Raw genomic sequence first — 24,745 nt, 5'->3', positions numbered from 1 at the left:
GCCACAAAACGGGGAAGGCGGGACTCCTCTTGCGGAGTCGTCCCTGACCTTCCCCCTGCTTTTTTATTGGTTCAGCAAAATGTTAACGGCCCGATACACCTTCGAGGTCAGACTCATCGATGTAGCCGACGGTCTCATTCATCATATACTCGATCTGGATATCGAAGATGGCACGGGCATCCTCGTCCTTGTTCGCCCACTTGTACCAGATCGGAATGGCCTTGCGGCGCCATTCATCCACGTCTTCCTGGCTCAAACGGCTCACAGTGTCACCCGCGCCCTTGAACTTCTCCATGGCCTCAACGTTACGCTTCTGGATGGTCAGGTAGTGCTTCTGGGAATAAATTCGCACTTCATCCTCGACCAGCTGCTGGAGTTTCGGATCCAGAGAGTTCCAGGCACGCAGGTTCACCGTCAGATCCATCAGGTCTACCGGCTGGTAGATAGACATGACACCCGGAGGTCCGAACAGGATGTAATCGGTCACCTGGGAGAAGCCCAGTTCCCAGTTCACCGCCGGGCCCACATAGTCGGCTGCGTCGATGGTACCTTTTTCCAGGGCCGGGAAGATGTCAGAGCCAGGCAGGCTCACGGTGGAAGCACCGAACGCCTGGAACACCTCGGCGACCATGCCGCCGGGAACCCGCAGCTTCAGGCCTTTAAGATCATCGAGGCTGTTTACCGGCTCCTTGGAATGGATGATATTGGCATCGTGCTGGATCGGGCCAACGTAGAACAGCCCGAACTTCTTGTAGATTTCCCGGGTCTTTTCCAGCATGCCCATGGAATAGAACATGATATCCCACTGGTGGGGCTGATCAGGGCCGGCCGGGTAGGAGGACAGGAATACTGACGCGGGAATCTTGCCCGACCAGTACAGGGTGAACGGGTTCATACCCTGGAGAACGCCACTGCGAACCGAATCGAACAGGGAATTGTTATCGGCGGCGACAGCCTTGGCGGGGAAACACTTGAAGATCAGTTCACCGCCGGACTTCTCCTCCATGCTGTTACACCATTCCTCGAATAAGTCGTATCCGACGGTGCCGGCATCCCACACGGACTGGATTTTCCATGTTGTAGCCGCTTGGGCCTGCCCCGCCCCCACAAGAAGAGCCCCACACAAAGTAGCGCCGACCATTATGCTTTTCAGGAAGCTCCTGCGGGGCCGCAGATTTCCATCATCACATTGCGAGTTCGTGTTCCACTTGATGTCCATTGACACATCTCCGTTGCCGTTGTTGTTATCAGAGTGAAGCCAACACCAGCGGGTGCCGGTATTAACAAGATCTTCGTAGGCGATTGACGTTTAGTCCAGAGAATAACCAACTGGTCTGACCAGTTTTAAATTGTGTGAAATAGACGTGAACTCGCCGATCAGCCATAGTTAAAGGGCTACAGGGCAATCAGGCAGAAGGACTTGGGACACGCATAAAGCAACATCACTGGTCAGACCAGCGGGAGTTAACGGACAAAGACGATGGGAATATCTCAGGAAATCTCGTACCGATTGGAGCAACTGATCCTCGACGGTGGCCTCGCTCCGGATCAGAAGATCCCCTCGGAGCGCCAACTGGCCGAGCGCATGGGGGTCTCAAGAGCCATTATCCGGGAGGCACTGCATGAATTACAGGGACGAGGTGTGATCGATACATTTCACGGCAAAGGGTCCTTTGTTGCCAGCATCGTTCCGGCAACCAGAGATCTTGATGAAAGCGGCCCCCTCATGCACCTTTTTGCAGGTCATCCCCGAACAATGTATGACCTCCTTGAAGTCAGGGAACAACTGGAAGGGCAGGCAGCATTCCTTGCGGCCCAGCGCGCAACCAGCATGGACCGACACCGACTCACGAAAGCGTTCAGGATCCTCGAAGAAACGGATCCTCTGAGCAATGCCAAGCCGGATCACGGCTTCCATCAGGCCATTGTCGAAGCATCCCACAACCCCATCCTGGTACACGTACTCAAGGGCCTGAAGAACATGATGCTGTTGTCGGTACAGGCATCTGTCGCCAATCTCAATCCCCGAGAAGCAATGCGGCATTCCATAATGAAGCAGCATCGTCGGATCTATAAGGCTATTTTGGCAGGAAAACCAGCCGCAGCCAGAAAAGCCGCCATAGATCACGTTCGCTTTGTCGCAGACTCCATGAGGGATCTGGAAAGCCAGGGAGCAGAAGTGATTCGGATGCCCTTAGATGCAAAGCATTCAAATTCCGGCGTGACACCGTCCGCCTGAACAGCAAAACTTGCATTGCACCCACATTGCGACACAATGATTTGGCGGTATCTGTTGTAATTCTCGGTAAACCCCTTCGTAAAGGGTATTGATTTCCGATGCCACAGTCCGTAAAACATGCGCCTTTGAATGACAGCCTCAGGAGCCACTCATGGCGGAACAAGCGCCTTTGATCTGCAGGGATATTCACAAAACCTTTGACCAGCTTGAAGTGCTCAAGGGTATCTCACTGGAAACCCGTAAAGGCGATGTGGTTTCCCTGATTGGCAGTTCCGGCTCCGGGAAGAGCACATTTCTACGCTGCATCAACATGCTCGAAACCCCAACCTCCGGCGACATTATTGTGCACGGCGACCCCATCCGGTTCACCAAAAACCGCAAGGGCGAACGCATTCCCGCCGATAACAAACAGGTTGAACTGATTCGCGCCAAGCTCTCCATGGTCTTCCAGAGTTTCAACCTCTGGTCCCACATGACCGTGCTGGAAAACATCATTGAAGCTCCCGTCAACGTCCTCAAGGTTCCCAAAAAGGAAGCCATTGAGCGTGCCGAAGCCTACCTGAACAAAGTCGGAATCTATGAGCGCAAGGATTACTATCCGGCGCAAATGTCAGGCGGTCAGCAACAGCGGGCGGCGATTGCCCGGGCGCTGGCAATGGAGCCTGAAGTCATGCTGTTTGACGAACCGACATCTGCGCTGGATCCGGAGTTGGTCGGCGAAGTACTGAAGGTTATGCAAAGCCTGGCCGAGGAAGGTCGCACCATGATCGTGGTCACCCACGAGATGGCATTTGCACGGGATGTGTCGAATCAGGTCCTGTTCTTGCATCAGGGCGTGATCGAGGAACAGGGTACCCCCGACAAAGTGTTTGATCACCCGGACTCGGAACGCATGAAACAGTTCCTGGCTCCCAACTTCTGACACTCGGTGCTATCTTGAACCGGTGAAGAAATAAAAAGTTGGAACCAAAAACTTCCAACAAAAATAAAGCCCACAAGGCAAACCACTGGAGAAGTGACACATGAAAAAACTGATCGTTGCAGCAACCTGTGCCCTGGCCATGATGACAGGCGGTGTACAGGCCCAGGAACGTGACCTCCGTATCGCGTTTGATGTGCCCTACGAACCGTTCGAATACAAGGACGACAATGGCGAGCTGACCGGCTTCGAAGTCGAACTGGCAGAGGCCATGTGCGAAGAAATGAACGCCAACTGCGAATTCGTTATCCAGGCATGGGACGGTATGATCCCGGGCCTGCTGGCGCGCAAGTTCGATCTGATCATGTCTTCCATGTCCATTACCCCTGAGCGTGCCGAGCGGGTTCTGTTCTCCGAGCCGTACTACAACACCCCGGGTGGCTGGTTCGGCCCTGAGAGCTTCAATGCCGACGTCACCGACATGGACGCGATGGAAGGCAAGACCGTGGGCGTTCAGCGCGGCACGACCATGGACAGCTACGTTACCGAAAACATGGGCGGTATTGTCACCATCAAGCGTTACACCACAGCCGACGACATGGTACTGGACCTGGAAGGTCAGCGCCTGGACGTCGTCTTCGTGGACTACCCGGTGGGTGAGCAGACCGTTCTGAGCAAGGAAGGCTTCAAGGAAGTGGCGGAGCCGGTCAAGCTGGGCCAGGGTGTTGGTGTCGCTATGCGCAAACGCGACAAGGATCTGGCCGAGGAAGTGAACGAAGCCCTCGCCACCCTGAAAGAAGATGGCACCTATGACACCATCATGAAGAAATACTTCGCTTACGACATCAAAATGTAAAATGCTTCGGGGCGGCCACAACGGCCGCCCTCTGCTTACCGGACGTTCCCATGCTCGATTTGAAAGGCTATGGCCCGGCCCTGTTAGAAGGGGCGGTCGTCACCATTGAACTGGCCTTCCTCTCCCTCGCTCTCGCCGTGACCCTGGGTCTGATCGGCGCCTCTGCCAAACTATCAAACAGTCGGGCGGCCAAATGGACTGCCACCGCCTACACCACACTGATCCGGGGGGTTCCGGATCTGGTGATGATGCTGTTGTTTTACTACGGTGGGCAGGTCGTCGTGAACATGATCTCGGATTATGTCTGGGAGGCTTACGAAATCGACTTTTTCTTCCAGTTCGATCCGTTCATCTCCGGGGTAATCACGATCGGGCTGATTTTCGGTGCCTATATGACCGAAACCTTCCGTGGGGCATTCCTGGCAGTGGAATCCGGCCAGATCGAGGCCGCCCGTGCCTATGGCTTCACGCGCTGGCACACCTTCCGCCGGATCATGTTCCCGCAAATGCTGCGCCATGCCCTGCCCGGAGTCGGCAACAACTGGCAGGTGCTGCTCAAAACCACGGCCCTGGTGTCCATCATCGGGTTGACAGACATGGTCCGTGTGGCCGAGGAGGCCGCCAAGGCGGAGCGGATGCCGTTCCACTTCTTCATTCCGGTGGCGTTCGTATATCTGACCCTGACGGCGGCCTCGGAGTTGTTCATCAAGTGGCTCAACAAACGAGCCAATGTCGGCGTGGTTCAGGAGGGTTAAGTGATGCCTGATTTTATTGCCCAGTGGCTGAACCAGAACGAAATCTTCACCGCCATGACCATCATGGAATACTGGGACGGTCTGGTTACCACGGTTCACCTGGTGTTTCTGTCCCTGGTGATCGGTTTGGTGGTTGCCGTCCCGCTGGCGATCATGCGGACGGTCAGAAACCCCTTTATCTCTGGCCCGGTGTGGCTCTATACCTACCTGTTCCGTGGCACGCCACTGCTGATTCAGCTTTATATTATCTATTACGGTCTGGCACAGATTGAGGGTATCCAGGAAACCTTCTGGTGGGAGATTTTCCGCGAGCCTTTCTACCCGGCCCTGTTGGCGTTCACGCTGAATACAGCGGCTTACACTACCGAGATTATCCGCGGTGCGATTGTGTCGACGCCCCATGGTGAGATTGAGGCGGCGAAGGCTTATGGCATGAACTGGTTCCTGCGCATGCGGCGCATTGTATTGCCCAGTGCCGCGCGGCGGGCGGTGCAGGCGTACTCGAATGAGGTGATTTTCATGCTTCACGCGAGTGCCATTGCCAGCGTGGTGACCATTGTGGATCTGACCGGTGCTGCCCGGAACATCTACTCGCGGTTTTATGCGCCGTTTGATGCTTTCCTGTTTGTTGCGCTGCTTTACATGCTGCTGACCTTTGCGCTGGTGTTCGCGTTCCGCAAACTGGAGAACCATTTGTTGAAGCATCAGCGGCCGATCGGTTCCTGACCGCTTGTCTTTTTCTTTCGGCTAATGGTGCATGGTCAGCCGATGGGGCCACCTTCCGGGAACCGCTACGAGCACATCCTTGTGCGCTTCTTTCAGGCCGTCCCTGGCCTTCAAGATTCCCGGAAGGTGACCCCATCGGCTGACCCCAGACTCTTTACGGGGACTCTATGACAGCGTGCAGCTCTCTCTTCGATACTCACTCCGACTGGCTCCGCCACACTCTCGCCAACCCCGATACCCAGCTTCCCGAAATCAAAACCCAATTGCCAGATGGCACTCGCGCCATTCGCCGGGCCGTTGGGGTTCTGGAACTGTGCCCTCCTGCCGATCGCCCCAATCCTAACCAAGAAGCACTGATCGTTTCTGCAGGGGTTCACGGCAATGAAACTGCACCTATTGAGGTGTTGAACGGTCTGGTGACGGAGTTGCTGAACGGGCAATGGACTTTGGCCTGTCCGATGCTGCTGATTCTGGGCAATCCGCCCGCCATGGTCGCTGGTGATCGGTTTATCGATGCGAATATGAACCGGCTGTTCCATGGTGCTCACGGCAAAGAGGAATACCGCGGGTTACCCGAGGCAGCCCGGGCTCAGTTTCTGGAGGAGGCTTGCCGGCAGTTTGCGGCGCAGCACTCGCACAATCTGTGTCACTACGATTTGCATACGGCGATTCGATTATCCCGGCGGGAGAAGTTTGCGTTGTACCCGTTTGTGGCAGGGCGGGACGTACCGCAGGCGCAGTGTGACTTTTTGCTGGAGGCCGGGGTTGAGACTTTGTTGCTGCAGCATCGGGAAGGAACGACGTTTTCGTCGTTTTCGTCTTCTGTACTGAAGGCGGAGAGTTTTACGGTGGAGCTGGGGAAAGTTCGACCTTTTGGTCAGAACGATCTGAGCCGATTCGCCGGGATCAGCAATGCACTGCGTCGGCGCATGAGTGGGCTGCCGCCAGTTCCGCCCACGCCACCTCACGACCACCTGGCGGTGTTTGAGGTGGTGCATGAGATCATCAATACCGGCGACGGTTTCCGCTTTCATGTTCCGGATGATGTGGCCAATTTTACGGAGTATGCACCCGGCACGCTGATCTGGGAGGATGCGGACACTGAGTATCGGGTGGGGCATTCGCCGGAGTCGATTGTGTTTCCCAACCGGAATGTGCCGGTGGGTCAGCGGGTCGGGTTGCTGATCAGGCCCCGGCAATCGCTCGGGGCCTGATCCCACCTGCCGCTGTTTAGGCCGGCGCGTTCTCGGGTTCGGCAACCCTGCAGCGGATAACCTTGCTGCAGACCGATGGAATGACCAGCAAGGTCAGTACGGTGGACGCCAGCAGGCCGGAGATAATGGCCCAGGCCATGGGCGGCCACAGTGTGGAGCTGGAGAATGCCAATGGCAGCAGGCCGGCCACAGTGGTCGCTGTCGTCAGCAGGATCGGCCGCGTGCGTTGTTCCACTGCGGTACGTACCGCCTCACGAATGCCCTCCCCTTTTTCCAGTTGCCGGTCCATCACGTCCAGCAGCACGATCGCGTTGTTCACCACGATGCCCACCAGGGCAATCACCCCGAGCAGTGACTGGAATCCGAACGGCGATCCGGAGAGCACCAGGCCGGGGAAAATGCCCACCGTTGCCAGCGGCACGGTCAGCAGGATGATGCCCACTCGGCGGAAGGAATTGAACTGGATTAGCAGGAAGAACAACAACAGCAATATGCCAATCGGCGCAGTGGTCAGCAGGGCATTGTTGGCATCGTCAGAGCCTTCCGCGTCACCCCCCATGGCCAGGCGCGTTCCCGCGGGCAGCGGGTTTTCTTCCAGTGCGGCCTCCAGTCCCTGCAAGGCCTGACTGAAGGAGTAACCGTTCAGCAGATTGGCTGTGACGGTGTTCATTCGCACCCCATTTCGGAGGTAACGTGCCGCCGGCTCCCAGGAGGTTTCCACCGACGTCACCGCTGAAAGGGGCACGGCGTCACCCTGGTCGTTGTAGATGTTTATCGACAAAAGGCGTGACAGCGACAGGCTAGTGCCTTCGCGAGACCGCAGCACCAGAGGTATGGGATCTTCCTCCTGGCGGTATTGTTCCGCAACCACACCGAAGCTCTGACCGTAAAGCCCCTGGGCTACATCGGACCGATTGATACCGTATCGCGCGGCACTGGCGTCATCCACGTTGATAGAGATACTGGGCACGCCAATGTCCAGGTCGTGACGTACGTCCACCGTACCTTCGACTCGGCGCAATGCCGAAAATACTCTCTCCACGGCTTGCGCTCTGGTGTCCTCGTCAGCATGGTACACCCGGATCTCCACCGGTGCGGCCCTCGGCGGCCCCTGCCCCAGAACACCCGCCGACAGGCTCAGCTCCGGCAAATGGCTGTTGGCGTAGTCGCGGATCCAGGGAATCAGTTCGGTGGTATCGGCCAGCGTCGGTGTCGACACCACGATGCGGCCGCGGTTGGGCGCCTGGGGCGAGCGCTGCAGGTTGTAGTAGAAACTCGGCCCGGTATAGCCGGTGAACCGATGAACCTGAACGGCTTCGGGTCGCTCACGAATGGCCCGTTCCAGATCAGCGGCAACAGCCGAGGTGCGCTCCTGATCGGTTCCTTCCGGCATATAGAGTTCTACGATGACCTGGGGACGGTCGGCATTAGGGAAGAACTGCTGCTTCATGAAGGGCGTCAATGCCAGGCTGACAAGCACCAGAACCAGGCCTGCCAGCATCAGCTTCCCGGGCATGCGATACACCAGGCCGCCGAGGAAGCGGGCCAACCCTACCAAACGATCCTGCCCCGTGGCTTTACGAGGTTTGAGGAACCGAGCAGCCAGCAATGGCACCGCGGAAATTGCCAACAGGTAGCTGACTGACAGCGTCAGCATGATCATCACCGGGACACCCCGGGTAAAGTCTGCGGTGCCCCCCTTGGACAACAACAACGGCGCGAAGGCCGCCAGGGTGGTTCCGGTGGAGGCACCGAGGGGACCGGCCAGCTCCCGCACCGACTGCCTGAGTGCATCCAGCCTGCGCATACCGTGGTCCAGGTGCCCCTGGATGCTCTCGACAATCACGATGGCGTTGTCGATCAGGATACCGAGGGAGATCACCATGCCTATCACCGCGATCTGATGCAGCACACCGCCGCCCAGGTCATACAGGCCAATACTGATCAATGCCACCATTGGCAGGATGGAGGCCACCAGAATCCCCATGCGGATGCCCATGCCGGTAAACACCACGGCGACAATAATGAGCACCGACAACACCAGGCTCCAGGCCAGGTTATCCAGGCGCTGCTCCACCTTGTCCGGCTGGAAGAACATTTCCCGGATCTGGTAAGGCGCAAAGTCGCCACGAATGGCATCCAGGCGCGTCCTCACCCGCTCGCCAAAGCGGATGGCGTCGGTGGAGCCTTCCTCCATGATCACTGAGACCAGTACCACTCGCTCACCGTCAAACCAGGTCTCCGGCTGTCTCGGTTCCTCTGGCCCCCGCCATACCTCGGCGGCTGCCGCCAGCGGTACTTGTGACCCGTCCGGCAGTTCAATGGGGGTCGCTCGTATGGCGTCTATATCCGCAAACTCGCTATTGGGTAATACCGACATGCGGCGGCCATCCACCACCACAAAACCACCGGGAATGGTCTGATTGCGGCGAGCCAGTGTATCCATGACCCGGGCCGGAGAAATCCCGAGGCGGAACATGGCGGCATCGTCCAGGGCCAGGGTAATCTGTTCGTCGGCATCCCCCTCCAGTTCAATCCTGGAAACACCAGGTATATCCGACAGGTTCCGTTTCAGGCGATCAGCCACCTTGCTCAGCTCAGTCACCGAGGTGGAGCCACCCACCGCCAGAACAATAGCGGGAATATCGATCAGCCGGTCATCCAGAGCCATTTGTCCGACATCGGCAGGGAACTCGAGCCGGGCCCGGTCCATGGCCTGGCGTACCCGGTCCCAGGCCGAATCGGTATCGTATATGCTGTCATTGAGGCGAACCCGGACAATCGCCACGCCAGTGCGTGCAGTGGCCTGGGTAAAATCCACCTCTTCTACCTGACGCAGCTCATCGGTCAGGGGATTAAGCACCAGACGTTCAACGGCATCTGCACTGGCTCCCGGATAGTTCACGGTCACCATCCCGGCACGATAGGGGAAAGACGGATCTTCCTGCCTTGGCATGGTGCTGTAGGCAGCGATTCCCAACAGGCACAGCATGGTCACCACCATGCCCAGCAGACGCTGGTAATTCAGCAGCCGGGAAGCCATCAGTGCACCTCCACGGCGTCACCATCGGTTATCCGTGTCATGCCCGCGTAAACGACCTGATCGCCGGCTTCGAGGTCCTTGGCATCCACCACCACACGTTCACCGATCACACGCTGAACCCTGACGGGGACTCGGCGTGCGATGCCGTCCGCTACTCGAAAGACACTGGCACCGCTGGGGGATTTCATGACTGACAGCAGTGGAACCGTGGTGGCCACCACCTCGGTTGGCGTGATGCCCACTTCAACTGGCTCACCCGGCTCCAGGGTATCTGCCGGCAGACTCACCAGTACCGGATGCAGCTCGCCCCGCACGCCCCCTGCCTGCGCAATCTCGACGACGGAACCGGTCTCCGGCGCGCGGGTCCGGTCCTGTACCGACCAGACCGGTAACAGTTGCCCCAGGCTGACGTGGCCGAGCATATAAGCCGGCACCCGAACTTCCACTTCCCGGCCCTTGGGGGAAGACAACCGTATCACCGGCTGACCGGCAGCGACGAATTCATCCCGCTCAACCAGCACGGCTTCCACACGGCCATTAAACGGGGCCCTCAACACACTCTCTTCCAGCAATCGCGACGCCTCCGCCAGCGAAGCCCGGGCAGTGGCGACACTGGCTCGCAAGCCATCACGACGGGCAGCAAGCTGCTCCAGAGTCTGTTCGGAAACCACGCCCCGCTCGTGTAACCGGCTGGACCGCTCCCACTCCCGTTTTGCCTGGTCATACTGGGTGTTCAGTTCGTCCAACCGGGCGCGGGCCGAATCACGGGCCGGCTCGAGCGCCGGGTTATACACCCGCGCCAGCAAATCACCCTCGGAGACCTGCTGGCCAAGTTCGACATCGCGCTCACGCAGCGTTCCGCTCACCTGGAACGTCAGGGTAGCTCTCTGGGTGGCACGGATGATCCCGGAAAACCTCAGGGGAATCCCTTCGGTCTGACCGCCCGCGACTTCTGCCGTTCGAACGGAGACCGCCTGGACGGCGCTCTCATGTGAAGTGTCCTGGGCTTTGCAGCCCGCCATGATCAGCACAGCGGCAGCAATCAGAAAAGGTTTGATGATGACTCGATTCGGATTCATGACCGGCCCTTCCTTCCGTGTTTGTGATGTTTTGGCTGCCCCGAAGTCCCTGGAAGCAATCGTTGTTAAAAGACATAATGTCATTCTTTGACAATTTGTCAATAATCGGTTTTTATCTGTCATAAGGTATGATGACAGTGCAGTTTCCACCGACCGGACACGAGAATGAGCGAGAAGTTGAAAACACGTAGGGAGCGGGAAAAGCAGGCCCGCTACGATGCCATCCTGGATGCCGCCGAACTGGTATTCTCGGAGAAAGGTTACGACCGCACTTCCATGGATGACATAGCCCGCACTGCCAGCCTGAGCCGTGCGCTGCTGTACGTTTACTTCAAGGACAAGGCGGCAATCCAGCGAGGCATCATGCTGCGTGCGGGCCAAAGCCTGTGCCGCCGTTTCGAGCAGGCACGGGACACCGCCACCACAGGGCTGGCGCAGATCACTGCCATGGGCGAGGCCTACTACCACTTTTACCTGGAAGAACCGGATTACTTTTCAGCGATGACCAAGGCGTCCACCGCTATGACGGAAGCGGACGAACAACAGGCCATGGACATGCTGTGCTCAAAATCCGAGTTGATGGAACTGATGGTAGGGGCAATCCGCCTGGGTCTCGAGGATGGCACCATGAACCGGGCGCGGATTCGCGACCCGGAGCAAACGGCGCTGTACCTTCGGGGTGCACTGCACGGTGTGATTCTGTTGTGCCAGAGTGAAATGGCAGAGCGGGAAGGCGACGAATCGCCACGTACGCCCACCACTTTTTCTGCGAACGCACTGATTCGTCACACAATGGACATGCTGACCTCTTCCATTCAGAGCTGAAAATCGTAGATGGAGCCCAGACCGAGAATGCCGGTCAGCTCATCCAGCGCCTTGCGGACTTCATCAAGCAGCATCGGATCCGCCAGATCTTCTGTCGACAGTTCCTCACGGTAATGGGCTTCAACCCACGTTGTCAGGCGCTCGTACAGGGCATCGTTCAGCAGCACGCCATGGTGCATGGCCTTCAGTTCGTCGTCGTTCAGTGCGACGCGCAAGCGCAGGCACGCCGGGCCACCGCCATTGCGCATAGACTGTTTGACGTCAAAGACCTCCACTGAGGTGATCGGGCCATCGCCCTTCACCAGGTCATCCAGATAGCGGCTGACCGACCGAACTTCACGACACTCTCCGGGCACCGCCAGCAACATACCGTCGGCAGTGTTCAGCAATTGACTATTGAACAGGTACGATTGCACTGCATCCTCAATGGGTACCTCGGCACTGCTGACGCGCACCGCCTGCAATTCGGTACCGGCCAGGCGGCTGCGAATATCCGCCAGCACCTGCTCTTCCTTCAGGAATGCCAGCTCATGGTAGAACAGGGTATTGGCATTACCCACGGCAATCACATCGTTATGGAACACCCCGGCATCAATAGCCGCCGGATTCTGCTGGGCAAAGACCACGTGGCTGTCATTCAGGCCGTGCAGGCGGGCGATAGCCCGGGAAGCCTCCAGGCTTTGTCGCGCCGGATATTTTACCGGAGCCGGCGCCAGTTCATTGAACGCCACCTGACCGTAGACGAACAACTCCACACCCGGCTCTCCATAACGGCTGCACAAACGGGTATGGTTGGCCGCCCCTTCATCGCCGAAATGGCTGACCGATGGCAGCGCCGGATGATGGGCAAACCAGGCATCATCGGCAAAAATGGATTTCAGCACTCTGCCGGTCACCACATGCTCAATGGAGCGATGAAACTTGGCACTCAGGTTGGCCGGCGTGAAGTGCACACGATGATCGGAGGTATCGGCGCTGGGTGACACCGTGGCCGCGTTGGCGGTCCACATCGCAGACGCAGACGATGCTGCTGCCAGAATTGAGGGATTCTCCCTGGCAACGGCCGCCAGCACCGCCTTGTCCGATCCGGTAAAGCCCAGTGACTTCAGGGTGGGAATGTGGGGCCGCTCGTGCGGAGGCAAAACACCCTGAACGTAACCCCGGTCCGCCAGCCGTTTCATCTTGGCCAGGCCCTGAAGCGCGGCTTCCCTGGGGCTGGACACCGCATTCACATTGGACTTGGACGCTACGTTACCCCAGGACAATCCAGCGTAATTATGGGTGGGGCCAACCAGGCCATCGAAATTGGCTTCTACCGCGTGCTTGGGCATGAGTCAGTCCATTAATCGAAATTTAACCCGGGCGCCAGAGAGTCCGGCACCTCACTCTTCTTCGCTTCCAGTGAGGCCATCGGCCACGCGCAGTAATCCGCCGCGTAATAAGCACTGGGACGATGGTTGCCGCTGGCACCCACACCACCAAAGGGAGCCGCACTGCTGGCCCCGGTCAACGGACGATTCCAGTTGACAATACCGGCCCGCACTTCCTCCGCCAACCGCTCATAGAGCTTGCGGTCATCGGTGAGAATCCCGGCGGACAGTCCGTAACGGGTATTGTTCGCCAACTCCAGCGCCTCATCGAAACTCTTGTAACGATAGACCGTCAACAAAGGACCGAAAAATTCCTCGTCGCTCACGTCCAGGCCGGTCGCATCAAGAATGCCGGGAGACAACAGGCCCGTATCAGGCTTGAGCTGTTTCATCTCCAGCAATGAGCGGGCGCCTTTCTCAAGCATGTTGCCCTGCGCCGCCAACAGTTTTTCCGCAGCTTCGGCAGAGATGACCGAGCCCATGAACGGCTGGGGCTCGGCATCGAACTCCCCGACCTGGATACGGGCAGCGACTTCCGTCAGACGATCGATGAAGCGATCCCCTTTTGCGCCCTTGGGAACCAGCAAGCGACGAGCGCAGGTACAGCGCTGGCCCGCCGACAGAAATGCAGACTGCAGGGCGTGATGGACCGCACCATCAACGTCCGCGACGTCCTGAACAATCAGGGGATTATTGCCACCCATCTCCAGAGCCAGGATTTTCTCCGGCTGACCGCCGAATTGCTCGTGCAGCAAATGGCCAACCGTGGAGCTGCCGGTAAAGAACAGACCATCAATACCCGGATGACTGGCAAGGGATTTGCCCGTAGCAGCCGCGCCCTGCACCAGGTTGATAACGCCATCCGGCAAACCGGCGCGTTCCCAGAGCTTGACGGTGAGTTCGGCAACTCCCGGCGTTAATTCACTGGGTTTGAACACCACGGTGTTCCCTGCCAGCAGAGCAGGCACGATGTGACCATTGGGCAAGTGGCCGGGAAAATTATAGGGGCCAAAAACAGCCACCACGCCATGGGGGCGGTGGCGTAACACCGCCTTACCGCCAGCCACCTCGGATTCCGAATGGCCGGTCCGCTCATCGTAGGCCTTTACGGAAATGCCAATCTTGCCGATCATCGCCGCCACTTCTGTGCGGGACTCCCAAAGCGGTTTACCAGTCTCCAGACCAATCTGATGAGCCAGCTCCTCCTTGTGCTCTTCCAGCTTCTCACCAAACGCCTCAACCAGTGCCTTGCGTTCAACGAATGATTTCCGCCGCCACTTTACAAAGCTGTTACGGGCTTCACGAACCGCCGCATCCACATCTTCCAGGTTGGCGCTTTGGCCGTCCCAAACGGTGTCACCGGTGACCGGCTGGATCGACTCAAACAGTAAGCCATGGCCCTGCAGCCAAAGACCATCAATAAACAACTCTCCTGTCAGGTTTGCCATAGCTTGCACCTCCCGGTGATTGAATGCGGTGTCATCAAAACCCTTGCGGCCAGATCCGTCCGCCTACCCCCAGGGGGACCGGCTGACATGGCCATGTTCTCTTACTGTATGGATGGCCTGCGGACCAACGTCTTTCAAGGGTGCCAGACGAACCTGATCGCCGGATTCCACCAGCAGAGCTTCCGCAACCTCCTTATTCAAGGTGACAGTATCGGGCCCGATACATTCCGCTGGTATGGTGGTTACCCGAAAGTCCCGGAACGAGACGTTGGAAATCATGACACGCTCCGACGCTGGCAAATTCAGGTCCATAGGCTTGTGACTGACCAGCGCATGCCGGCTGATACTCTCCCGCACCGTGCGAATATTGTGCACAAAGGCTTCCACCACGGGCCCACCATCAAAAATATCCACCAGCCCGTTGAAGTTGAACCCTTCCTCCTGCAGCATCCTCAGGGCGGGCGCGGTGTTGTCATGAACCCTGCCCACCACCGCCCGGGCCGCATCCGGTAGCATCGGCACGTAAATGGGATACTTCGGCATCAGCTCGGCAATAAAGGACTTGTTGCCAAGACCCGACAGCATGTCTGCCTCGCTGAATTCCATATCAAAAAACTGGCTGCCCAGGGCATCCCATAACGGACTGCGCCCGTGTTTGTCCGATACCCCTCGCATTTCCGCGAAGACCTTTTCCGAAAAGTGTTTGCGGAAACTGTCCAGGTACATGAAACGACAACGGGACAACAACAAGCCGTTGCCACCACCGCGATGGCTGTCAGACAACAACAGCGAACAGATTTCAGTGGTGTCGGTCATGTCGTTGGACAGGTGCAGGGTCGGCGTACGCACATGTACCCCGAGTTCCCGCGAAGCATTGACGGTCACGCTTAACCGATAGTTATAGAACACCTCATCCAGCCCCACCCGGGCCTGAATGCCACTGATGCCGACGCAGCGTTTGAGTTCGGTATCTTCCAGTGCGAACAGGTACAGGCCGGCTTCCGGGGCACACCGCTGATTGAAGGTTTCCCGGGCATGCTCGATCTTGCGTTCAAGCAACTCCCGGTCTGCGGGCAAGGTGGTCAGTCCCTTCCCCGCATTCTGGGCCATGTCGTACAACGCCTCCAGATCGGTTTCCTGCAACGGACGAATTACCAGCATGGGAACCTCCCGGAATTGGTGGGCTTGCAGATGATCATAGTGGGGCCATCCTCACGTCATCTCCGGAGCTGCATCCGAGGCATTGCCAAGTACTCACCGGCACCTTGACCTCATTCTTGAGGGTTTCACCCAAGGGTGTCAGGGTACAGCGGAATGCCTCGCCCCATCCGGCAGAGATCAGACAGATATCGCCGTTATCGCCAGGGTTGCCATGCAGCACAGCACGGTGGCTGGTCACCACGGTTCTCAGGCTGTCGGTTCGGGCCTCCAGGACGGGGCCCGCGTCGAAAATATCCACGTAACAACCGGCGCTGAAGCCTTCATGTTGCAGCAACTCGTAGGTTGGTCCGGTAAGCTCGTGGGGTTGCCCAAGTGCCTTCTGGGCGGCCGCGGAGAGCAAGGTGACGTAGATCGGATTAGGCGGCATCAGCTCGGCGATAAAGGTCTTGCTGAGCAGGCCCGAGTGCTGGTCTGCGGTTTCAAAATCCATATCGAAAAAGTGCCGCCCCAGACTGTCCCAGAATGGCACTTCTCCACGACTGGTCTGGACACCCTGGATTTCCACCACCATACGGCGACTGAACCATTCCCGGTGTTCGGCAATGAACATCAAACGGGCCCGGGAAAGCAACTCGAAGGCGTCTGTTCCTTTCAATTCGGGGTCGATGGCAAACGCACACAGCAGCGAGGTGTCCGTCAGTGCATGTGATGGATACAGAACTTCAACCCGACGGGACACTCCCAGCTCATGGGATGCGTGAATGAGTGCATCCCGTCGGTAATTATAGAAAGGCTGGCCGTTACCAGCCCTGGCGTCGATACCGGCGACACCATGAATCTTGCCGGTGGCGGTGTTCTGAAGAACAAACAGAAAACGGGCGGACTCTCCGGTTTTGAGCTTATCAGCAAAGGAGCGGGCTGAGCAGTCTATCTTGGCCGCTAACGCGTCTTCCTGTTTTGGCAGGGTCGATGACAGCCTTGCACCCTGTTTCCCAGAGATGCCCAGTACACCTTTCAGGTCATCCATTTTAATCGGACGGACCAACCACATAAGGCCTCCCCTTTATTGGTTTTGGCTTCTGGAGGTTGTGCAGATGGGGTGACGATTATTTTTATGCGCCGTGGAACTCGCTTTGCTCAGACAGTCGGCGCATAAAAATAATCGTCACCCCACCTACACCTCTATCTTCGTACTCGCCTTTCCTGAACCAATTACCGTGTTATTTGTCGGTTTCAGTTACCTTCTTTACAGCCGTTTCAAAACGCTCAAGAGCATCTTCGATATCAGGTTCGGGGATGATCAGGGACGGTGCCAGCCGAACCACATTCGCACCGGCGATCAGGACCATCACACCTTCGTCCAGCCCCGCATTCAGGAACTCCTTGGCCTTACCCTGCCACTGCTCGGTGAGAACGCAACCCAGCAGCAGCCCTGCTCCCCGGACTTCACTAAACACGCCATATCGCTCACCGATGGCCATCATTCCTTTCTTCAGACGCTCGGAACGGGCTTTGACGCCTTTGAGAATCTCCGGCTGGCTGACGGTATCAATGACCTTCTGCGCGACTGCGCAGGCCAGAGCATTGCCGCCGTAGGTGCTGCCGTGCGTACCGACCCCCAGGCTCGCGGCCACTTTGGCTGTGGTAAGCATCGCGGCCACCGGGAAACCACCCCCGAGGCCCTTGGCGCTGGACAGGATGTCAGGGACCACGTCATACATTTCGTAGGCATAGAGATGACCGGTACGCCCGACCCCACTCTGAACTTCATCAAACACCAACAGGGCATCGTGCTCGTCGCAGAGCTTGCGCAGGCCTTTCAGGAACTCGGGATCTGCCGGCATGACACCGCCTTCGCCCTGAATGGGCTCAACGACGATCGCGCAGGTTTTCTCTTTGGAGATCAGTTTCCGGACCGACTCCAGATCGTTAAACGTGGCATGGTGAATACCACCGGGCGCCGGCTCAAATCCTTCCAGGTACTTGGGCTGACCACCCACGCTGACCGTAAAGAGGGTGCGGCCATGAAATGAATTGGTGAAAGAGATAAATTCATTCTTGTCAGGGCCGAAATGCTCCCAGGCATAACGACGAGCAAGCTTGAACGCAGCCTCGTTGGCTTCCCCGCCGGAATTGGCAAAAAACACACGTTCGGCAAAGGTCAGATCACATAGGGTCTTGGCGAGACGAAGTGCCGGTTCGTTGGTCATGACATTGGACAGATGCCAGAGCTTCTCGGCCTGATCTGTTAGCGCACCCACAAGTCCTGGATGGCAATGACCGAGACAGGTCACCGCAATGCCACCCTGAAGATCCACAAACTCACGGCCTTCCTGGTCCCAGATGCGGGAGCCTTCTCCCCGCACTGGAACGATTGAGCCGGGAGCATAGTTCGGCACCATGACTTCATCAAAAAGTTCGCGACTGACGGGTTCTCTGTTCATCGGGCTCTCTCGAAAACGGTTCAAAGAATTAAAGCTATATTTATCATACGCCACTCAGGACATCAGCACATCCGGTTCCCCAAGGGCAGGCAGGTCGATCAATTGCAGCTTCCGCTTGTCACGCCCTATCAAAGCCCTGACCAGCAACTTGTAGGAATCCAGATCAAATGTCACGGCCTGCCCCCGGAGGGACAGATCATGCAGATCCTTCTCACTGTGGACCGTTGCAACGTGAACCCAGTTATAGATCACCAGGATATCGCTAACACCCGTATCGATGTTTCGCTCCACCACCCCCACCGGCCCTTTCCAGGGCCAGGTAATAAGCCGCAGGGCATGGAACGCAATCTGTACCCTCAGGTTATAGCGGACGACATCTTCATGCCCTTCGCATGCACCTTTACAACGTCCGAGTGCGCGCTGAAAACACGGGCCTCCCTGTTCTGGCTCCAGACCAAGCAACTGGTTGCACAACTCGTTGCTGGCAGCAATTCCGCTTAAAGCCTTCTCGGCATCACGCTTGCTGCGGAACAGTCCGAAGTAATCCCCCAGACGATCCGGTCGTATTTCCCGCACCAGCCGGGCACGAAGATAGCCCCCTTCATTCTCTGCCAGCTCAATACTGACCAACTGCTTGGCAGCTCTCGAACGGCGATTGAACATCGGCTTGAGGGATTTTATCTGCTTTAATTCCAGCAGCAGAGCGCCGAGTTCGCCAGCTGTCTCGGTCCACTCCACCCGCCGCAGACTCTCTGACAACCGAACGCCCCGGCTGGAGTTATGGTCTCCCGAAAAATGCGAAGCCACCCTTTGTGCAATGTTCGTGCTTTTCCCTACGTACAGAAGAACCTCATTCTCACCATAAAAACGGTACACGCCGGGACTTCGAGGTAACTCATCCAGTACATCCATCGGTAAATGAGAGGGGATACTCGGTCGCTGCAATAACACCTGAACAGCCTCACCCACAGCGTCTGTTCCCTTATCAGCCAGGGCATGAGTGAAGAACGAGTGCATCGCGGAGACATCCCCCATAGCCCGGTGCCGCCGCACCTGCCCCAGACCATGCCGCTCAATCAACGAATCCATATTATGGCGGCGAAACTCCGGATACAGCTTGCGCGACAGCTTTACCGTGCACAGCACCTTCGCCGAAAACAACCTGCCCAATCGTCGGAACTCGGCTTTGATAAAGCCATAGTCGAAGCGGGCATTGTGCGCGACAAAAACTGTACCTTTAAGGCGCGCCTCGAGCTCGTCGGCGATGTCCTCAAATGGCGGCGCGTCTGCCACCATCTCGTTGGAAATACCCGTAAGGCGTTCAATGAAGGGTGGAATTCTCGTGCCGGGATTCACCAGTGTCTGCCATTCACCCACGACTTCACCCTCCCGCCAGAAACGGATACCAATTTCGGTAATCCGGTCACTGGTAGAGCTTCCACCGGTCGTCTCAATATCAAGAAAGGCGAGGGTTACTGCACCCAGATCAGTACTTTTGGAGGTCATAGTTTAATGATACTCCGAACTGCGAATCGCAGATGCCTGTAAAGCAACGAATTACGGGTATAGACATTCGTCTAATTAATGACCAAATTTATTTGAAATGTCACAGATCCGTAACTACTTTGAAATGGGTCCAACAAAAATAATGTGTGGAGACAACAACGATGCAAAGCAACAAACTGAGAATGGCAATTCGTGCAACGGCAGCAGCAGCAGCAGTTCTAGGGGTAGCTGGACAAGCCGGAGCAGTCAGCTTCAACGCTGGCGACTATGAGATGAGCGTGTATGGCTACGCACGCCTAAATGCTTCTTACGACGTTGACAGTAATCAGGCTCTGAGCACGCGCTCTGGTTCTTTCGACGGCCTTGTAAACAACGACGATGCACCTGACGGGCACTTCGGTGCAGATGCCTTCCAGAGCCGTCTTGGCGTAACCACCATGACTCCTCAAGGTGTCAAGATTAACGTCGAAGGCGACTTCCGTGGCAGCGGTGGCGGTTCACTGCGCCTTCGTCACGCGTATGGTGAATACAACGGCGTACTGATGGGCCAGACCTGGTCGAACTTCAACAGCTTCGTGGGTAACACCGCAACTCTGGACTTTGACTCCATGCCCGGCGCGGCTGGTTTCCAGGCCCGTACCGCGCAGGCACGCTATACTTCCGGCCCTCTTTCCGTTTCCCTGGAGGAGCCAGTCAGCTCTTTCGTCACTGATGCAGCCAATGACGCTCAAAAAGACGCCTTGCCATCGCTCACCGCTCGGCTTCAGGATTCAGCCGGTGGCCTCTCGTACTCAGCTGCGGTCCTGGCTCACCAGGTAGGCTATGACACTGGCACCAGCGATGAAAGCGCCTTCGGCTTTGCGACCTTTGTCGCTGCCAAGATGGCGCTGAGCGACATGATCACCATTCAGGGCTCATTGAGCTACACCGATGGTGCAAACAGCTACCTGTATCGCTCAGGCGATAATTTCGGTGCTGCAAGTGCCTATGTTGATCCCGCTACTGGTGATGTGGAAACCATCTCCGGTTACGGCGGCACCCTTGGTGCAGGCTTCAACCTCGGCGGCGGACGTAGCGTTAACGTCGGTTATGGCCTGGTCGAAGTGGACTGGGATGATGCCGAAGCTGACGGCGTATTGGTTGCCGACCAGAGTGAAACCAACTCTGCCATCATGGCCAACTACCAATGGACTCCGGTACAGAACGTCATGATGGGCGTTGAATACCAGCTCCTGGACCGTGAAAACGTCAGCGGTGACGACGGTGATGCCAGCCGCGTCCTGTTCGCTGCCCAGTACAACTTCTAAATCCCTTTAGAAGTTAACTCAGGAGAAACCCCGGCCCAGTGCCGGGGCTTCTTTTTGTACGCCCCATCCAGGATCAAACGCACCAAACCACAGCACCCCGACTGCCCGTCACTCAGCACCGACAAACCCAATCTCTATTCTATTCAACAGCCTGCAGGCACTTCTGTTATTTGGCACATGTGATGCAAGTCCATCCATTGAAGTCAAAGTGACGGACCACACTCCGCCACTGTTTTAATCCAACAGAGGTGACACCATGAAAACATCAACCGACCACAGCCTGCTCTTCGAACTGACCCACCCCTTCGAAGCCGCCGTCATACAGGATCTCCGCGACTACTTCGAAGGAATGTATTTCGCAAACTAAAAGGGCCCCAGGCCCCAAAAGTCCGACAAGGTGTGGGAGGGGGTATCTGGTAAAAAACGTCGCCTGTCTGAGCAAAGCGAGTTAAAGCGACGTTTTTTACCAGATACCCCCTCCCGCGCCCTACTACCAAATTAAGGGCTACTCCCCGGCCCGCAACCGAGTCCGAACCCCACGAGAAGCCATCACCCCAACAACCTCCATCAAAGAAAGCACCCCCCGATCATGAGTACGCGGCGCCTTGCCCTTCCCCATACGGCCAAGCTGCCGCGTGTACCAGCTCACCTCCATCAACGCCATATCGTCAATCAACCGGATACCGGTTTTAATCGGCTTTACCGCACTGGTAAATGATTCACCGGCCATAATCCGCTTCGGACAATCCGGCTCCACCGCCAGTGGTCGAGCGATACCAACCAGATCGGTTGCTCCAGAAGCAATAGCATTCGCCATACCGGTTTCCGTGCGGAAGCCACCGGTGACCATCAAGGGAACATCCACCCGCTCGCGCACCTTTTCCGCAAACTCCAGAAAATACGCCTCCCGTGCCAGCGTACTCTGCTTCACTTCACCGTTCTCTTTACCAACCCCCGCCCCCTTGGCCATCGCCGGATTCTCATAGTTGCCACCGGAGATCTCCACCAGATCAATGCCCTGATCCGCCAGCGTCTCAATCACCGCCAGGGACTCTTCCTCGGTAAAGCCACCCCGCTGGAAATCCGCCGAATTCAGCTTGATGCCAACGTTAAAGCCTTCCCCGGTTGCCGCCCGAATTGCCTGATACACCTCCAGCACAAAGCGCATCCGCTTCTCAGCAGAGCCGCCCCATTCATCCGTGCGCTGATTATGATGCGGCGACAAAAACTGACTCACCAGATAGCCGTGGGCACCGTGAATCTGCACCCCATTGAAGCCCGCCTTCTCAGCAATCGCTGCACTGGTTGCGAAACGACGGATAATGTCCTCAATTTCCGGGCCGGTCAGCGCCCTCGGCGTCGCAAACATGCTCCGCATTTCCTTGCGAAACGGCACCGCACTGGGAGACACCGGATCTTTGTTCAACATCTTCGGGCTCTGTTTGCCCGGATGATTCAGCTGCATCCAGATCTGGTTACCCCCAACCTTTCCAGCCTCAGCCCAGGCCTTCAGCAACTGCAGATCCCGTTCATCCTCCAACACCACATTCTGCGGCTCACCAATGTGCCGGCGATCCACCATCACGTTGCCGGTAATCGACAACCCGGTACCACCCTCGGCCCAGGTGCGATACAGCGTCACCAGATCCTGGGTGACACGGTTATCGATGGTGCCCAGCGTCTCGCTCATGGCGGACTTGGCAAAGCGATTGGGAATAACGGCCCCATTCTTCAGCGTCAGGGGTTGCGAGAGCAATTCAGCGGCGTTCATTGATCGGTCTCCGTAGGATGCATGGGTTTATCCGAAGGCAAGCGCCGATCATGGAGAGGAAACCCGTTGGCTGCATTGGCCGGAATGCCGTCAGCCCTGACGGACCGTGCCGCAAGCAGAAATGTCGTGGACTGCAGCCTATGCCACACCGGCGTATTATAGAAAGACACTGAATACTGAATATCAGTGAGGATGCGGAGTGATTGATCCGTACCAACCGACAGAAGCAGAACTGCTGGACCGGCTCTGTCACACCGACCACCGCGTGTTAGTGGTGGGGGAGTCCGGTAGCGGCAAAACCACCCTGATCCGCCGACTGGTGACCGAACTCACCAACCGGGGGCGCAACAGCTATTGCCTGAACTGCGATCCCGGCATGCCCGGCTTTGGGGTGCCGGGCACCCTGACGCTGGCTCGCCTCGACGGTGATGACTGGTCGATCCTGGCCAGCGAGCCCCTGTGTACCCTGGATGCCGGTCGTTTCCGGATGCCACTGGTGATGGCCGTCAACCGGTTGTTGGCCCGGCTACCACGAACTCAACAAACACCAGAAACCCAAACGCCCCCCCTGTTCCTGGACAGCCCTGGACTGGTTCGAGGTGTCGGCGGCGCCGAGTTGCTCCAGGCACTGGCCGCCACGGCTCATATCGACCTTTGCCTGGTATTGGCCCGCGAGGGCCATCCACTGCCCTTGCACAACGAGCTGGCGTCCCTGCCGGCGCGGGTTATTACCATAACCTCGTCTCCCCAGGCCCACCCCGTGCCACGGACCCAGCGGATGCTGAAGCGCAGCCAACTCTGGAACGAGCACCTGGGCAAGGGCCACACCGTGAGCCTGGCGCCTGAACCGCTCACCCTGCTGGGCACGCCACCGCCCCTGGACAACCCGAGGGCCTGGCGTGGTCGTCAGGTCGCTCTGTTCCATCAAGGCGAACTCCAGACCCTGGGCGAAGTGCAGGAAGCATCGCCAACACTCATACAGGTGAAAGCCGCCAGCCGGCCCGTCGACGTCGACCAATTGCTGGTGCGTGACGCCGTCTACCGCGACAACCGACTGCACACGGCCCCCAAAAAACCTCCCGCACCCGATCCCACACGCCCCATAGCCGCCGGCGCCACAGAAGTGAAAGTGGAACTGGGCGCACTCACTAACGTCACCGGTGAACCCCAGGTGGCGGTGCGGGTGGGTAATACTGTGGCGACCCTGGTCAACGGTGTTACCGGCGATCCTTTATTGCAGTTGCGAATGCTGCACCAGGGCCGCAGTCTGCTCTTCGATATCGGCGATACCGGCCGGATGCCACTGCGGGCCGCGCACCAAATCAGCGATGTGTTTATCAGCCATGCCCACGCCGACCATATTGGCGGCTTCCTGTGGCTGGTTCGTTGCCGCATCGGACATTATCCGCCTTGCCGCCTGTTTGGCCCGCCGGGCTTGCATAAGCATGTGTCAGGTATGGTCAGTGGCATTCTATGGGACCGGGTGGAGGATCGCGCCCCGAAGTTTATCGTCCACGAATGGTACGAGGACCATCTCAAGCGCTGGCAGGTCACCGCTGGCGAAACCCAGGCCATCCCCCTGGAAACACTGACCATCAGGGACGGAGTTGTACACCAGGAAGCGGGCTTTGCTGTCCGCGCCACCCAACTGGACCATGGGGTCCCGGTAATGGCCTACGCCTACGAGCCCCGCTGTCAGCCCAAGGTACGCGGAGATCAGCTGGACGGCCTGGAGAAAGCGCCCGGTGAGAAAGTCGTGTACGCCACCGATTTCCGCGACAGCCCCGAGAACGTGCGCAAGCTGAGCGAGCTGGCCCGGGATGCCCACACCCTGTTCTGCGAGGCTTCATTTCTGCTCGCCGACAGGGACCAGGCCGAACGCACCCAGCACCTGACCACCGAGACCTGTGCCCGTATCGCCAACCTGGCCGACGTCAGGCAGCTGGTTGCCTTTCACTTCTCCCACCGCTATGAAAAACAGCAGGACCGGGTGTACGAGGAACTTCGGAAATTCACTGACAGACTGGTGGTCCCGCAGAAAAGTACGCCGCTATCCGGTTAATCGCTCCGTAGCCCGAAGGC

The 24,745-nt window shown here is 57.7% G+C and carries 19 protein-coding genes; 9 read left to right on the top strand and 10 right to left on the bottom strand.

Features of this window, described 5'->3' with window-relative positions; all coding sequences use genetic code 11:
- Positions 1–82 precede the first annotated feature (82 nt).
- On the bottom strand, positions 83–1,141 hold the full coding sequence (gene dctP, locus Q0Y21_RS01545) for a TRAP transporter substrate-binding protein DctP (RefSeq protein WP_297792463.1): 1,059 nt from the start codon (positions 1,139–1,141) through the stop codon (positions 83–85).
- 339 nt (positions 1,142–1,480) lie between these two features.
- Between dctP and Q0Y21_RS01540 the strand changes: the two genes are divergently transcribed.
- The 6 genes from Q0Y21_RS01540 to astE all read left to right on the top strand — a co-directional run bounded on the left by Q0Y21_RS01540 (position 1,481) and on the right by astE (position 6,709).
- Positions 1,481–2,239 (top strand): FCD domain-containing protein, encoded by a 759-nt coding sequence (locus Q0Y21_RS01540; protein ID WP_297790877.1) that lies wholly within the window; start codon positions 1,481–1,483, stop codon positions 2,237–2,239.
- 151 nt (positions 2,240–2,390) lie between these two features.
- Positions 2,391–3,161, top strand: a complete 771-nt coding sequence (locus tag Q0Y21_RS01535) for an ABC transporter ATP-binding protein (protein WP_297790875.1) — start codon at positions 2,391–2,393, stop codon at positions 3,159–3,161.
- 100 nt (positions 3,162–3,261) lie between these two features.
- On the top strand, positions 3,262–4,014 hold the full coding sequence (locus Q0Y21_RS01530; protein ID WP_297790873.1) for a transporter substrate-binding domain-containing protein: 753 nt from the start codon (positions 3,262–3,264) through the stop codon (positions 4,012–4,014).
- Between the two features lie 50 nt (positions 4,015–4,064).
- Positions 4,065–4,769 (top strand): ABC transporter permease, encoded by a 705-nt coding sequence (locus Q0Y21_RS01525; RefSeq protein WP_297790871.1) that lies wholly within the window; start codon positions 4,065–4,067, stop codon positions 4,767–4,769.
- A 3-nt stretch (positions 4,770–4,772) separates the two neighbouring features.
- Positions 4,773–5,495: an ABC transporter permease gene (locus Q0Y21_RS01520; RefSeq protein ID WP_297790869.1), complete on the top strand. Its 723-nt coding sequence runs from the start codon at positions 4,773–4,775 to the stop codon at positions 5,493–5,495.
- A 167-nt stretch (positions 5,496–5,662) separates the two neighbouring features.
- Positions 5,663–6,709, top strand: a complete 1,047-nt coding sequence (gene astE, locus Q0Y21_RS01515) for a succinylglutamate desuccinylase (RefSeq protein WP_297790867.1) — start codon at positions 5,663–5,665, stop codon at positions 6,707–6,709.
- Positions 6,710–6,725: 16 nt separating this feature from the next.
- On the opposite strand, the gene Q0Y21_RS01510 is transcribed toward astE, so the two are convergent.
- A complete protein-coding gene (locus Q0Y21_RS01510) occupies positions 6,726–9,752 on the bottom strand; it encodes an efflux RND transporter permease subunit (protein ID WP_297790865.1) in 3,027 nt (1,008 codons plus the stop codon).
- On the bottom strand, positions 9,752–10,831 hold the full coding sequence (locus Q0Y21_RS01505; RefSeq protein ID WP_297790863.1) for an efflux RND transporter periplasmic adaptor subunit: 1,080 nt from the start codon (positions 10,829–10,831) through the stop codon (positions 9,752–9,754). Before Q0Y21_RS01505 ends, Q0Y21_RS01510 begins: the two co-directional genes overlap by 1 nt.
- A gap of 165 nt (positions 10,832–10,996) precedes the next feature.
- Here Q0Y21_RS01505 and Q0Y21_RS01500 point away from each other — a divergent pair, with 165 nt between their 5' ends.
- Positions 10,997–11,656, top strand: coding sequence for a TetR/AcrR family transcriptional regulator (locus tag Q0Y21_RS01500; protein WP_297790861.1), 660 nt, complete (start codon positions 10,997–10,999; stop codon positions 11,654–11,656).
- Here Q0Y21_RS01500 and astB read toward each other — a convergent pair.
- The 6 genes from astB to Q0Y21_RS01470 form a co-directional block, all read right to left on the bottom strand.
- Positions 11,647–12,987, bottom strand: coding sequence for an N-succinylarginine dihydrolase (gene astB, locus Q0Y21_RS01495; RefSeq protein WP_297790859.1), 1,341 nt, complete (start codon positions 12,985–12,987; stop codon positions 11,647–11,649). The genes Q0Y21_RS01500 and astB overlap by 10 nt on opposite strands.
- A gap of 11 nt (positions 12,988–12,998) precedes the next feature.
- Entirely contained in the window at positions 12,999–14,474 is a 1,476-nt protein-coding gene (gene astD, locus Q0Y21_RS01490; protein WP_297790857.1) for a succinylglutamate-semialdehyde dehydrogenase, read from the bottom strand.
- A gap of 63 nt (positions 14,475–14,537) precedes the next feature.
- Complete coding sequence (gene astA / locus Q0Y21_RS01485) at positions 14,538–15,635, bottom strand: arginine N-succinyltransferase (RefSeq protein ID WP_297790855.1); 1,098 nt, start codon at positions 15,633–15,635, stop codon at positions 14,538–14,540.
- 34 nt (positions 15,636–15,669) lie between these two features.
- A complete protein-coding gene (locus Q0Y21_RS01480; protein WP_297790854.1) occupies positions 15,670–16,686 on the bottom strand; it encodes an arginine N-succinyltransferase in 1,017 nt (338 codons plus the stop codon).
- Between the two features lie 169 nt (positions 16,687–16,855).
- Positions 16,856–18,079, bottom strand: a complete 1,224-nt coding sequence (locus Q0Y21_RS01475; protein ID WP_297790852.1) for an aspartate aminotransferase family protein — start codon at positions 18,077–18,079, stop codon at positions 16,856–16,858.
- Between the two features lie 54 nt (positions 18,080–18,133).
- Complete coding sequence (locus Q0Y21_RS01470) at positions 18,134–19,585, bottom strand: exonuclease domain-containing protein (RefSeq protein ID WP_297790850.1); 1,452 nt, start codon at positions 19,583–19,585, stop codon at positions 18,134–18,136.
- A gap of 161 nt (positions 19,586–19,746) precedes the next feature.
- On the opposite strand from Q0Y21_RS01470, the gene Q0Y21_RS01465 reads away from it, so the two are divergent.
- Positions 19,747–20,892 (top strand): DcaP family trimeric outer membrane transporter, encoded by a 1,146-nt coding sequence (locus Q0Y21_RS01465; RefSeq protein WP_297790848.1) that lies wholly within the window; start codon positions 19,747–19,749, stop codon positions 20,890–20,892.
- A 505-nt stretch (positions 20,893–21,397) separates the two neighbouring features.
- Here the strand turns inward: Q0Y21_RS01465 and Q0Y21_RS01460 are convergent.
- Entirely contained in the window at positions 21,398–22,663 is a 1,266-nt protein-coding gene (locus Q0Y21_RS01460; RefSeq protein ID WP_297790846.1) for an NADH:flavin oxidoreductase/NADH oxidase family protein, read from the bottom strand.
- A gap of 199 nt (positions 22,664–22,862) precedes the next feature.
- On the opposite strand from Q0Y21_RS01460, the gene Q0Y21_RS01455 reads away from it, so the two are divergent.
- Positions 22,863–24,725 carry a Clp1/GlmU family protein gene (locus Q0Y21_RS01455; protein ID WP_297790844.1) on the top strand — a complete coding sequence of 621 codons (1,863 nt, stop codon included), beginning with the start codon at positions 22,863–22,865 and terminating at the stop codon, positions 24,723–24,725.
- Positions 24,726–24,745: the final 20 nt, after the last annotated feature.

This window comes from uncultured Marinobacter sp., assembly GCF_947259545.1.
GTDB lineage: Bacteria > Pseudomonadota > Gammaproteobacteria > Pseudomonadales > Oleiphilaceae > Marinobacter.
This window is presented reverse-complemented; position numbering and strand designations above follow the sequence as displayed.

What these genes read in the sequence shown, in the direction of transcription:
- Q0Y21_RS01500 (WP_297790861.1), top strand. Translation starts at nt 10,997, where the DNA reads ATGAGCGAGAAGTTGAAAACACGTAGGGAGCGGGAAAAGCAGGCCCGC.
- Q0Y21_RS01505 (WP_297790863.1), bottom strand. Translation starts at nt 10,831, where the DNA reads ATGAATCCGAATCGAGTCATCATCAAACCTTTTCTGATTGCTGCCGCT.
- Q0Y21_RS01510 (WP_297790865.1), bottom strand. Translation starts at nt 9,752, where the DNA reads ATGGCTTCCCGGCTGCTGAATTACCAGCGTCTGCTGGGCATGGTGGTG.
- Q0Y21_RS01460 (WP_297790846.1), bottom strand. Translation starts at nt 22,663, where the DNA reads ATGAACGCCGCTGAATTGCTCTCGCAACCCCTGACGCTGAAGAATGGG.
- Q0Y21_RS01520 (WP_297790869.1), top strand. Translation starts at nt 4,773, where the DNA reads ATGCCTGATTTTATTGCCCAGTGGCTGAACCAGAACGAAATCTTCACC.
- Q0Y21_RS01470 (WP_297790850.1), bottom strand. Translation starts at nt 19,585, where the DNA reads ATGACCTCCAAAAGTACTGATCTGGGTGCAGTAACCCTCGCCTTTCTT.
- astA (WP_297790855.1), bottom strand. Translation starts at nt 15,635, where the DNA reads ATGCTGGTAATTCGTCCGTTGCAGGAAACCGATCTGGAGGCGTTGTAC.
- Q0Y21_RS01480 (WP_297790854.1), bottom strand. Translation starts at nt 16,686, where the DNA reads ATGTGGTTGGTCCGTCCGATTAAAATGGATGACCTGAAAGGTGTACTG.
- astE (WP_297790867.1), top strand. Translation starts at nt 5,663, where the DNA reads ATGACAGCGTGCAGCTCTCTCTTCGATACTCACTCCGACTGGCTCCGC.
- Q0Y21_RS01525 (WP_297790871.1), top strand. Translation starts at nt 4,065, where the DNA reads ATGCTCGATTTGAAAGGCTATGGCCCGGCCCTGTTAGAAGGGGCGGTC.
- Q0Y21_RS01465 (WP_297790848.1), top strand. Translation starts at nt 19,747, where the DNA reads ATGCAAAGCAACAAACTGAGAATGGCAATTCGTGCAACGGCAGCAGCA.
- astD (WP_297790857.1), bottom strand. Translation starts at nt 14,474, where the DNA reads ATGGCAAACCTGACAGGAGAGTTGTTTATTGATGGTCTTTGGCTGCAG.
- dctP (WP_297792463.1), bottom strand. Translation starts at nt 1,141, where the DNA reads ATGGTCGGCGCTACTTTGTGTGGGGCTCTTCTTGTGGGGGCGGGGCAG.
- Q0Y21_RS01535 (WP_297790875.1), top strand. Translation starts at nt 2,391, where the DNA reads ATGGCGGAACAAGCGCCTTTGATCTGCAGGGATATTCACAAAACCTTT.
- Q0Y21_RS01475 (WP_297790852.1), bottom strand. Translation starts at nt 18,079, where the DNA reads ATGAACAGAGAACCCGTCAGTCGCGAACTTTTTGATGAAGTCATGGTG.
- astB (WP_297790859.1), bottom strand. Translation starts at nt 12,987, where the DNA reads ATGCCCAAGCACGCGGTAGAAGCCAATTTCGATGGCCTGGTTGGCCCC.
- Q0Y21_RS01530 (WP_297790873.1), top strand. Translation starts at nt 3,262, where the DNA reads ATGAAAAAACTGATCGTTGCAGCAACCTGTGCCCTGGCCATGATGACA.
- Q0Y21_RS01540 (WP_297790877.1), top strand. Translation starts at nt 1,481, where the DNA reads ATGGGAATATCTCAGGAAATCTCGTACCGATTGGAGCAACTGATCCTC.